Genomic DNA, 11,065 nt, shown 5'->3' on the forward strand with positions numbered 1-11,065 from the left:
AGCCTGGGGTGACCGGGTAAGGGGTCACCACCAGCACGTCGAGGGGGTCACCGTCGTCAGCCAGGGTGTTGGGGATAAAACCGTAGTTGGCCGGGTAGAACATCGGGGTGGCCATGAAACGGTCAACGAACAGGCAGTCGCTGTCTTTGTCGATTTCGTATTTGATCGGCGCGTGGTTGGCCGGAATTTCGATGGCGACGTAGATGTCGTTCGGCAGGTCTTTGCCAGCCGGAATCTTGCTGTAGCTCATTGGGCGTTGCCCCCGTTAGTTGGCCATATGACATGGCCGGATTGGCCTAAAAGTGGCGGCGATTATAGGCATATTCTGACGCCGATGCCATGCGCCAAGCGTCGTACGGTCATTCGCTCTGTGGCGAGTAGCGAGGGTCGCAGGCTTGCAGTTGGGCCAGGCGGGCCAACGGATCCTGGCGATAAAAGCGGCTGAGTTGGGCGTACACCTCTGGATAGCTGTTGACCAGTAAATCCGGGGCGCTGAAGAAATACTCGCTGGTGACGGCAAAGAACTCCGCCGGGTTTTCCGCGGCGTAAGGGTCTATCTCGGTCTCGGCGTCCGGGTTGGCGTCCAGCTGGCGGTTGAGGTCATCGAAGGCGCCTTGCATGACGCTGGCCCAGTCCTGCACGCGCATGTCGTGGTGCAGGGGCGGCAGGCCGTTGGCGTCGCCGTTGAGCATGTCCAGCTTGTGCGCCAGTTCGTGGATGACTAGGTTGTAGCCTTCCCATTGGCCGCTGGCGAGCACGCCGGGCCAGGCGAGGATCACCGGGCCCTGTTGCCAGGCTTCGCCGCTGTGTTCGCCGTCCCACTCGTGTTCGACGCCGCTGGCATCGCGATGGCGTTGTGGGCTGAGGAAGTCGTCGGGGTACAGCACGATCTCATGAAAGCCCTGGTACCAGTCGAGGTCGCCCAGGTTCATCAGCGGCAGTTGCGCCTGGGCGGCGAGCAGCAGGCGTTGTTCCTGGTGCAGTTCGACGCCGGGCAGGGCGGTGAGGTGTTTTTCACTGAGGAACACCACGCAGGCTTCGCGCAACCACTGGTCTTGCTCCGGCGTGATGCCGTCGAGGAAGGTCAGGTGGTGGCGCACCCGTTGCCAGGTGTCATCGGCAATCGGGTGCTTGGCCAGCAGGCGCCGGCGACGCCAGGCGCTGAAGGACCACACGGGCAATCAGTGCGGGTTGGCTTCGGAGGACGTGCGGCCAAAGCGGCTGCGCACTACGCCAATAATCATCGGCACCAGGGACAGCAGGATGATGAACACCACCAGCAGCGACAGGTTCTTCTTGATAAAAGGCACGTTGCCGAAGAAGTAACCCAAGGTCACCAGGCCGCCGACCCACAGGATGGTGCCCAGTACGCTGAAGCCAAAGAAGCGCGGGTACGGCATCTTGGCCACGCCCGCGACGAACGGCGCGAAGGTGCGCAGGATCGGCAGGAAGCGCGCCAGGGTCACGGTCTTGCCGCCGTGCTTGTCGTAGAAATCGTGGGTTTTTTGCAGGTAGTCGCGGCGGAAGATTTTCGAGTTCGGGTTGCTGAACAAGCGCTCGCCCGCCGTTCGTCCGATCACATAGTTGGTGCTGTCGCCGAGGATGGCCGCCAGCATCAGCAGGCCGGCCAGCAGGACTGGGTCCATACCGCCACCGGCCGCGACGGCACCGGCGATAAACAGCAAGGAGTCGCCCGGCAGGAAGGGCATGACCACCAGGCCGGTTTCGCAAAAAATCACCAGGAACAGAATGGCGTAGATCCACGGACCGTAATTGGTTACCAGCATGTCGAGGTAGACGTCGAGATGCAGGATAAGGTCGAGCGGGTTGAAATCCATGGATGGCACCTGTGTGAATAGCCCGGCTCAGCGGGCTTGTGCGGAGGCTCAGGCAATAAGGCTACAAGTAATTGTCGCGGTTCTTACAACCCTGAAAGGTCGGCATTATACGGATTGAGAGGTGAAAAGCGTGTGGCTTTTGTAGCGGGGAGTGTCGCGAAATTGTGAAGGGGTTGGGCTTCAAGCCAGTCGCCGGACCCAATGTGGGAGCTGGCTTGCCTGCGATAGCGGTGGGTCAGTATGAGAAATGCTCGCTGACACTCCGTCATCGCAGGCAAGCCAGCTCCCACAAGAGTATTGCGGTGTTTGGCTGACTGGTTTTCAGTCTTCGTTGATCGGCAACACGTAGTTTTTGAATTCGGTGTCTTCGCGAAACCCAATCGACTCGTAGGTCTTCTGCGCCACCTCGTTATCGCTGCTGGTCGATACCCGCAACCGCACCGCGTGGGTGTCCTTGGCCATTTTTTTGGCCGTGCGCATCAGGTTGTCCGCCACCAGTTGCCGGCGTGCGTCCTCGGCCACATAGATGTCGTTGAGGATCCACACCCGCTTGAGCGACAGCGAAGAAAAGCTCGGGTACAGCTGGCAAAACCCCAGCAGTCGCTTGTCGTCATCGTCGGCCAGGGCCAGGTAGATCACCGATTCCTTGCGCCGCAGGCGCTTTTCCAAAAAGGCCCGTGACGAGTCCGGGAACGGCAAGGCCCCGTAGAACTCGCGGTATTTGACGAACAACGGGGTCAACAGGTCCAGGTGTTCCAGGGTCGCTTGAGTAATCCGCATGCCAGGCCTCAACTTCCAAATGGGTATGACCACACGAGCGGCCGTGACTCGATGCTGCCTAATGACGCCAAAAAGCGCAATCGTACCGCTATCGGTCATCTGCCGGGCTGAGCAGGAAATTGCCCTTCATCAGGTCCGGGTCGTCCGATTCGAGGGTCTGAACCTGTGCCTCATCCTTGAGATTGACCCCCGACAACTGCCGGCGACACGCCTCTCGCATCAAGTACAGCAGGCGATGGGCCGCCATGCCATAACTCAAGCCTTCCAGCCGCACGTTGGAGATGCAGTTGCGATAGGCATCGGTGAGGCCGACCTTGGGGTTGTAGGTGAAATACAGACCCAGGCTGTCCGGCGAGCTGAGCCCCGGCCGTTCGCCGATCAGGATCACCACCATCTTGGCGCCCAGTAGCTGCCCGATTTCATCGGCCACCGCCACGCGGCCTTGCTCCACCAGGATCACCGGTGACAAGGACCAGCCTTCGGCGTGGGTCTGTTCTTCCAGGCGCGCCAGAAACGGCGCTGTGTGTTTATGCACCGCCAGTGCCGACAGGCCATCGGCTACCACGATGGCCAAGTCCACACCACCAGGCTGGGCCGAAGCGTAGTCGCGAAGGGTTCGCGCTGACTCATCACTCAGGCGTCGCCCCAGGTCCGGGCGTTGCAAGTACATGTGCCGGTCCGTGGCGGCGCTGTGCAATAACAGGCTGTCTCGGCCACGTTCGGCCAGTTGGTGGCTGAGCCCGGCGTGATCGAACGGCAGGTGCACCGCGTCCCGCGCCTGGGCGTGGGCAAACTGGAAGTCCAGTTGGGCGCTGGTGGGAAGGCTGGTGCCGGTGCGGCCCAGGGCAATACGCGCTGGGGTGAGGCGGCGCAGTTCCAGCCACGGGTTGTCAGGCAATTCTGGTTGCACAGTCGGCTCCTTCATCCCAATTGCGCCAAGGCGTGGCGGAAGGCCGGTGGCAGGCTGTTGCCAAAATGCACCTTGCCATCAGCCTGCGTGAAGATGCCCATTTTCGCCAGCCACTGCTCGAACTCCGGCGCCGGTTTTAAACCCAGTGTTTGCCGGGCGTACAGGGCGTCGTGGAACGAGGTGGTCTGGTAGTTGAGCATGATGTCGTCGGAGCCGGGGATGCCCATGATGAAGTTGATGCCGGCCACGCCGAGCAGGGTCAGCAGGGTGTCCATGTCGTCTTGGTCGGCTTCGGCGTGGTTGGTGTAGCAGATGTCGCACCCCATGGGCACGCCGAGCAGCTTGCCGCAGAAGTGGTCTTCAAGGCCCGCGCGGATAATCTGCTTGCCGTTGTACAGGTACTCCGGGCCGATAAAGCCGACCACGGTGTTCACCAGAAACGGCTTGAAGTGCCGCGCCACGGCGTAGGCACGGGTTTCACAGGTTTGCTGGTCGACGCCAAAGTGCGCATTGGCCGACAAGGCGCTGCCCTGGCCGGTTTCGAAGTACATCAGGTTCTGGCCCAGGGTGCCGCGCTTGAGGCTCAAGCCCGCGTCATAACCTTCCTGCAGCACGTTGAGGTTGATCCCGAAACTGGCATTGGCCGCTTCGGTACCGGCAATCGACTGAAACACCAGGTCCAGGGGGACGCCGCGGTTGATCGCTTCGATGGAGGTGGTGACGTGGGTCAGCACGCAGGCCTGGGTGGGAATCTCATAGCGCTGGATAATCGCGTCGAGCATCTCCAGCATGGCGCAGATTGAGGCGATGCTGTCGGTGGCCGGGTTGATGCCGATCATGGCGTCGCCGTTGCCGTACAGCAGGCCGTCGAGAATGCTCGCGGCGATGCCAGCGGGTTCATCGGTGGGGTGGTTGGGCTGCAAGCGCGTGGACAAGCGCCCGCGCAGGCCCAGGGTGCCGCGAAACTGGGTGACCACGCGGATCTTCTGCGCCACCAGCACCAGGTCTTGCACGCGCATGATCTTGGACACGGCCGCGGCCATTTCCGGTGTCAGCCCTGGCGCCAAGGCGCGTAGGGCCTGTTCATCGGCCGCATCGCTGAGCAGCCAGTCGCGCAGGCCGCCGACAGTGAGGTGGCTGACCGCTGCAAACGCCTGTTTATCGTGGGTGTCGATGATCAGCCGGGTGACTTCATCGCTTTCATAAGGAATCAATGCTTCCTGCAGGAAGTGCTTGAGCGGGATATTTGCCAGCGCCATCTGCGCCGCCACACGTTCGCCGTCATTCTGCGCGGCGACACCGGCGAGGAAGTCCCCGGAGCGTGCCGGGCTGGCCTTGGCCATCACGTCCTTGAGGCTGTCGAAGCGGTAGGTTTGAGCACCCACCGCGTGGGAAAAGCTTGCCATACAGTGTCTCCTTGATGACGCGGGCCTGCTGTGTGCAAGGCGCCGCGTCGAGGTTTTCGGCAGTTAGTGCAAGGCGGCCTCTGCGGCCTGGATCGCCGCGAATTCCTCTTCCGGGGTGCCTGCTACCAAGTGATGCCGGCTGTAGAAAGCAAAGTAAGCAATTAATACTCCATAGATGATCGCCGCGCCAATCACCACGCGCGGGTCCACCAGAAAGCCCGCCACCACGGCCACGCAGGCCAGCACCAGCGCCACACCCGAGGTGAAGATGCCACCCGGCGTGCGGTATGGCCGCTCCATTTTAGGGCGACGGATGCGCAGGGTGATGTGGGCGGCCATCATCAACACGTAGGAAATCGTGGCGCCAAACACCGCCACCAGAATCAACAAGTCACCCTGACCGGTCAGCGACAGGCCAAAGCCGATAATCCCGGGGATCACCAGCGCCAATACCGGCGCCTTGCTCTTGTTGGTCTCGGACAATTTGCGTGGCAGGTAACCGGCACGGGACAAGGCAAAGATCTGCCGCGAATAGGCATAGATAATCGAGAAAAAGCTCGCGATCAAACCGGCCAGGCCGACCAGGTTGACGAAGCTGCCCATCCAGGTGGAACCGCCGTAGGACAACGCCAAGGCTTCAACCAGTGGGTTGCCGGATTTGATCAGCGCATAAGTGCCCGCACCGCCCGGCGCGATCACCAGAATCAACAGGGCAAAACTGGTCAGCACCACAATCGCGCCAATCAGCCCACGCGGCAGGTCGCGCTTGGGGTTCTTGGTTTCTTCAGCGGCCAGCGGCACACCTTCCACCGCCAGGAAAAACCAGATGGCATAAGGGATCGCGGCCCACACGCCGACGTAGCCGAACGGCAGGAAGCTGCTGGCGCCCTTGGCCTCGGTCACGGGTATGTCGAGCAGATTGGCGACGTTGAAGTGCGGCACCATCGACACCAGGAACACGCCTAGGGCGATCGCGGCGACGGCGGTGATCACAAACATCAGCTTCAAGGCTTCACCCACACCAAAAATGTGGATGCCGATAAAGATGATGTAGAACGCCAGGTAGATCATCCAGCCGCCAATGCCGAATAGCGACTCGCAATAGGCGCCGATAAACACCGCGATGGCGGCGGGCGCGATGGCGTATTCGATAAGGATGGCAGTGCCGGTCAGGAACCCGCCCCAGGGGCCGAAAGCGCTGCGGGCAAAACCGTAGCCACCGCCAGCAGTAGGGATCATGGAAGACAATTCGGCCAGGGAAAAGCACATGCACAGGTACATGGTGGCCATCAGCAAAGTAGCGAGGAACATACCGCCCCAACCGCCCTGGGCCAGGCCGAAGTTCCAGCCGGCGTAGTCTCCGGAAATAACATAGGCGACGCCCAGGCCAACCAGTAATACCCAGCCGGCGGCGCCTTTTTTAAGTTCGCGTTGTTGAAAATAATCGGTGCCGACTTTTTCGAAGTCGACAGAAGAACCAGTGGGTTCGCTAGGCATGGGAAGTACCTTCCATTCTTATTGTTTTTGACTCGGCGTCTGTGTGCCGAACGAGGTAGCAATTGCGTGTGATATCAAATGTGGGAGCAGGCTTGCCTGCGATAGCGGCCTGTCAGCTAGCCCTTATTTGGCTGAGACACCGCCTTCGCAGGCAAGCCAGCTCCCACACTTGATTGCGTTTCAAGTTGGGAACTGGTTGCTTGCTATAAGGCTGAGTTAGAAAAAGCCCAGCGGATTAATGTCGTAGCTCACCAGCAAGTTCTTGGTCTGCTGGTAGTGATCCAACATCATCTTGTGGGTCTCACGGCCCACGCCAGACTTCTTGTAACCGCCAAACGCAGCATGCGCCGGGTACAGGTGGTAGCAGTTGGTCCACACGCGGCCAGCCTTGATGGCCCGGCCCATGCGGTAGGCGCGGTTGATGTCGCGGGTCCACAGGCCTGCGCCCAGGCCGAACTCGGTGTCGTTGGCAATCGCCAGGGCTTCGGCTTCGTCCTTGAAGGTGGTGATGCTCACCACCGGGCCGAAGATTTCTTCCTGGAACACACGCATATCGTTGGTGCCCTTGAGCAGGGTCGGCTGGATGTAATAACCGGTGGCCAGGTCGCCCGTGAGCTTCTCGACCTTGCCGCCGGTGAGCAGTTGCGCGCCTTCACCCTTAGCGATTTCCAGGTAGGACAGGATCTTGTCGAACTGCTGTTCGGATGCCTGGGCGCCGACCATGGTGTCGGTGTCCAGCGGGTCGCCTCGCTTGATCGACTCGACCTTTTTCATCACCACTTTCATGAAGTCTTCGTAGATCGACTCTTCCACCAGTGCACGGGAAGGGCAGGTGCACACTTCGCCCTGGTTGAAAAACGCCAGCACCAGGCCTTCGGCGGCTTTTTCGATGAATGCAGGTTCCGCTTTCATGATGTCGGCGAAGAAGATGTTCGGCGACTTGCCGCCCAACTCTACCGTGGACGGAATGATGTTCTCGGCCGCCGCATGCATGATGTGCGAGCCCACAGGCGTTGAGCCGGTAAAGGCGATCTTGGCGATGCGCTTGCTGGTGGCGAGGGCTTCGCCGGCTTCCTTGCCAAAACCGTGCACCACGTTCAGCACGCCCGGTGGCAGCAGATCGCCGATCAGCTCCATCAGCACGCTGATGCCCAGCGGCGTTTGCTCGGCGGGCTTGAGCACCACGCAGTTACCGGCGGCCAGGGCTGGCGCGAGTTTCCACGCGGCCATCAGCAGCGGGAAGTTCCACGGGATGATCTGGCCGACCACGCCCAGCGGTTCGTGGAAGTGGTAGGCGGCGGTGAGTTCGTTGATTTCCGCGCTACTGCCTTCCTGCGCGCGGATGCAGCCAGCGAAGTAGCGGAAGTGGTCGGCAGCCAGGGGGATGTCGGCGTTGAGGGTTTCGCGCACGGCCTTGCCGTTGTCCCAGGTTTCGGTAATGGCCAGCAGTTCGAGGTTTTGCTCGATGCGATCGGCGATTTTCAGCAGCACCAGCGAACGGTCCTGGGCCGAGGTTTTGCCCCAGGCATCGGCGGCGGCGTGAGCGGCGTCCAACGCCTTGTCGATGTCTTTGGCGGTGGAGCGCGGGAAGTCGGCAATCGGCTTGCCGTTGACCGGCGAGGTGTTGGAGAAATAGTTGCCATCGACTGGCGCCACGAATTCGCCGCCGATGTAGTTGCCGTACTTGGCCTTGAACGAAACGATGGCGCCTTCAGTACCGGGATGTGCATAACGCATGGTGGGCATCTCCTGCTTTTATGTTTATTGGAGTACAGCGCGGCAAGCGCGTTATAAAGCGTAGAGCAAAGGTTGGGCCACTGCTGTGCGGGCCAGCAAAATCAGGGGGTTTGGCTTTGTTGCAAGGCGTTCCCGTGACAGCGGTGGTACAGCCAGGGTGACAGTTTGTGCCACAAACGGTACAGCCTGTGACCGGCGGGTCGGGCCGGGATTGCAATGGCCGGATGGCTGGGGGATGCTGGGCGTTCTCACGCAGGGAGAATAATAAGAACATGCATAACGATCATTTCAGTCGCCATGCCCAGCAAGTCTTGACCGTCACCCGGGGCCAAGAGCTTTCCCAGGGGCCGGGCAGCGACCCGTCCATCGCCCGCTCCTGGCTGCGCTGTGTAGAGGACTACCACCTCGACCCGGCGCTGACCATCGCGCCCACTGTGCTCGAACACGGGCGCCTGCTGGAAAGTCGCGAACGCCTGCGCCAAGTGCTGCACATCGCTGGCAGCGAGATGAACAGCCTGCATCAACAGCTCTCCGGCGCCGGTCATGCGGTGCTGCTCACCGATGCACGCGGGGTGATCCTCAACTGTGTCACCGCGCCGTCGGAGCGCAAGATCTTCGAGCGCGCTGGCTTATGGCTGGGCGCTGACTGGAGCGAAGCCTGCGAAGGCACCAACGGCATCGGCACCTGCCTGGTAGAACGGCAGTCGTTGACGATCCACCGTGACGAACACTTTCGCGGCCGCCATACCGGGCTGACCTGTTCGGCCAGCCCAGTGTTCGACCCTCATGGTGAATTGCTGGCGGTGCTGGATGTGTCTTCGGCCCGCGAAGCCGTGTCGCGCCAGAGCCAGTTCCACACCATGGCGCTGGTGAACCTGTCGGCCAAGATGATCGAAAGTTGCTACTTCCTGCGCCACTTCGAACACCACTGGCTGTTGCGTTTTCACCTGCAGGCCGAGTCGGTCGGGTTGTTCAGCGAAGGGCTATTGGCGTTTGATGGCGAAGGGCGCATTTGTGCGGTCAACCAGAGCGCCTTGAACCTGTTGGGGCAGTTGCGCGGCGGTTTGGTGGGCCAGCCGGTGGAAGCGTTTTTCGACTGTTCCCTGGACCAGTTGCTGGGGCGGGCCAGCGCCAATGCCACGGCCAGTTGGCCGCTGCGTACCCGCGATGGTCGCCCTCTATTTGCAGCGCTGCGAGGCCAGCCGCGCAGTGCGCCCGCCCCGTTCGTCAAGCCGCAGGCGCCACGGCCTTTGGGTATCTGCCTGGGCGACCCGACGTTGCAAAATGAGCTGCGCAAGGCCTCGCGAGTGTTCGAGCGCGACGTGCCCTTGCTGATCAACGGCGAAACCGGCTGTGGTAAAGAAGCCTTCGCCAAGGCCGTGCACCAGACTAGCCAGCGGGGCGATAAGGCCTTTGTCGCGCTGAACTGTGCGGCTATTCCAGAAAACCTGATTGAAAGCGAATTGTTTGGTTATCGTGCCGGCAGTTTTACCGGGGCCCTTAAAGAAGGCATGCGCGGCAAGCTGCAACAGGCCGACGGCGGCACGCTGTTTCTCGACGAAATCGGCGACATGCCCCTGGCGCTGCAAACCCGCCTATTAAGGGTGCTGGAAGACCGCCTGGTGGTGCCTATCGGTGGTGAACCCCAAGCTGTGAACGTGCGCATCATCAGCGCCACGCATCGCAATTTGCTGGAGCGTGTGGCCGATGGCAGCTTTCGCGAAGACCTGTATTACCGTTTGAACGGCTTGGAAGTGGCGCTGCCGCCGTTGCGCGAACGCACTGACAAGTCGCAACTGTTGGACTTCCTCCTGGCCCAAGAGGCGGGCACCGAGCAGGTGATGCTCGACGAGCCTGCGCGCCAAGCCTTGTTGGCATTCCATTGGCCGGGAAACCTGCGGCAGTTGCGTACGGTGTTGCGCACAGTCGTGGCGCTTTGTGAGGGCGGGCGAGTCGGGCTTGAGGACTTGCCGGCGTTGATTCGACAGGTGCGGCCCCAGGGGGAGAGGGGGGATGCGCCGTGCGCCTCGCCGCTGGAGAGCGCCGAGCGCCAGGCATTACTCAACGCGTTGGCGCAGCAGCGCTGGCATATGAGCCATGTGGCTGAACAGTTGGGCGTCAGTCGCAATACGCTGTACCGCAAGTTACGCAAACATGGGATTTCACGGGAGGTTATGCATTAGGGGCGCGACAGTTGTCGGAATAACTCAGTTATTGCGAACTACTTGTTTTTCGTCCCACGTGATTTAAGGTTTTTTATCGCTCTACGCACTCACGTCGTCCCGGAACGTGGCGCGTTGTTTTAAGCACTGATGGAATAAGGGCAGAGCATCACTTGCCCTTAAACACCGTTGTTTGAAACTTCTAGGGTGACAACACATGAATATTACAAGTCCAATAACGACTCCTGTGCCACAACTCCCTGTTCAACTTGATGTTACGCCCACGTCTGCACCGCAACCCTTAATGGCGGGCTGGGGCGAACCGATGCCCCCCCTTGAGCCTGAGCCTGAGCCTGGCACGCAGCTGTCTGAGCCGCAGGCAGATCAAACGCCAAAGGTGCGCGTCAAGCGTGGAATCTTCGGCCGGATATTCGGGGGCGGGTCCCGGCACACGCCTCCCGTGTCGCCTACGCCGTCGCCCAGGGTACCGCCTGCCCCGGTCAGTCCCACGCCCACCCGGCCCCAAACCCCGGCGGGAGGGAAAAAACCGACGACAAACGAGGTCATCCCTGGCACCAGTGTGACCGCGGGCAGTTCAGGCCAGTCGACTGCCAGTAAGCTCAAGGACGCGCTGACCAAGGGGCCTCAGACACCCCCTGTCGGTGGGACCATCCCTTTGAAGCCGGCGGAATCGCCCAAGGTCAGTGTGGCCGATGTCACCCAGCGGCTGTTGGA

The 11,065-nt window shown here is 61.1% G+C and carries 10 protein-coding genes; 1 reads left to right on the top strand and 9 read right to left on the bottom strand.

Translation table 11 applies throughout. The features are described from left to right. The 8 genes from GIW04_RS21725 to exaC all read right to left on the bottom strand — a co-directional run. Positions 1-250 (bottom strand): inorganic diphosphatase (locus GIW04_RS21725; protein ID WP_236479189.1); only part of this gene is annotated, 250 nt, incomplete at its 3' end. A 109-nt stretch (positions 251-359) separates the two neighbouring features. After that, positions 360-1,175 (bottom strand): zinc-dependent peptidase, encoded by an 816-nt coding sequence (locus GIW04_RS21730; protein WP_003194523.1) that lies wholly within the window; start codon positions 1,173-1,175, stop codon positions 360-362. 6 nt (positions 1,176-1,181) lie between these two features. Then, positions 1,182-1,838 (bottom strand): DedA family protein, encoded by a 657-nt coding sequence (locus GIW04_RS21735; RefSeq protein WP_003194521.1) that lies wholly within the window; start codon positions 1,836-1,838, stop codon positions 1,182-1,184. A 321-nt stretch (positions 1,839-2,159) separates the two neighbouring features. Continuing rightward, entirely contained in the window at positions 2,160-2,618 is a 459-nt protein-coding gene (locus GIW04_RS21740; protein ID WP_003194520.1) for a GNAT family N-acetyltransferase, read from the bottom strand. Positions 2,619-2,706: 88 nt separating this feature from the next. Further along, entirely contained in the window at positions 2,707-3,543 is an 837-nt protein-coding gene (eutC, locus tag GIW04_RS21745) for an ethanolamine ammonia-lyase subunit EutC (RefSeq protein ID WP_094774256.1), read from the bottom strand. Further along, on the bottom strand, positions 3,540-4,934 hold the full coding sequence (locus GIW04_RS21750) for an ethanolamine ammonia-lyase subunit EutB (RefSeq protein ID WP_003194516.1): 1,395 nt from the start codon (positions 4,932-4,934) through the stop codon (positions 3,540-3,542). The genes eutC and GIW04_RS21750 overlap by 4 nt, the downstream gene beginning before the upstream one ends. A gap of 63 nt (positions 4,935-4,997) precedes the next feature. Next, positions 4,998-6,431, bottom strand: a complete 1,434-nt coding sequence (gene eat / locus GIW04_RS21755; protein ID WP_003194515.1) for an ethanolamine permease — start codon at positions 6,429-6,431, stop codon at positions 4,998-5,000. 216 nt (positions 6,432-6,647) lie between these two features. Beyond that, entirely contained in the window at positions 6,648-8,168 is a 1,521-nt protein-coding gene (gene exaC, locus GIW04_RS21760) for an acetaldehyde dehydrogenase ExaC (RefSeq protein ID WP_003194513.1), read from the bottom strand. Between the two features lie 272 nt (positions 8,169-8,440). Here exaC and GIW04_RS21765 point away from each other — a divergent pair, with 272 nt between their 5' ends. Continuing rightward, positions 8,441-10,351: a sigma-54-dependent Fis family transcriptional regulator gene (locus GIW04_RS21765; protein ID WP_120248777.1), complete on the top strand. Its 1,911-nt coding sequence runs from the start codon at positions 8,441-8,443 to the stop codon at positions 10,349-10,351. A 363-nt stretch (positions 10,352-10,714) separates the two neighbouring features. Here GIW04_RS21765 and GIW04_RS21770 read toward each other — a convergent pair whose 3' ends face one another. Then, positions 10,715-10,897, bottom strand: coding sequence for a hypothetical protein (locus tag GIW04_RS21770; RefSeq protein WP_122993380.1), 183 nt, complete (start codon positions 10,895-10,897; stop codon positions 10,715-10,717). Positions 10,898-11,065 lie beyond the last annotated feature (168 nt).

It is taken from the genome of Pseudomonas sp. PA-4-8C (genome assembly GCF_021606625.1).
Taxonomy (GTDB): Bacteria; Pseudomonadota; Gammaproteobacteria; order Pseudomonadales; family Pseudomonadaceae; genus Aquipseudomonas; species Aquipseudomonas lactis.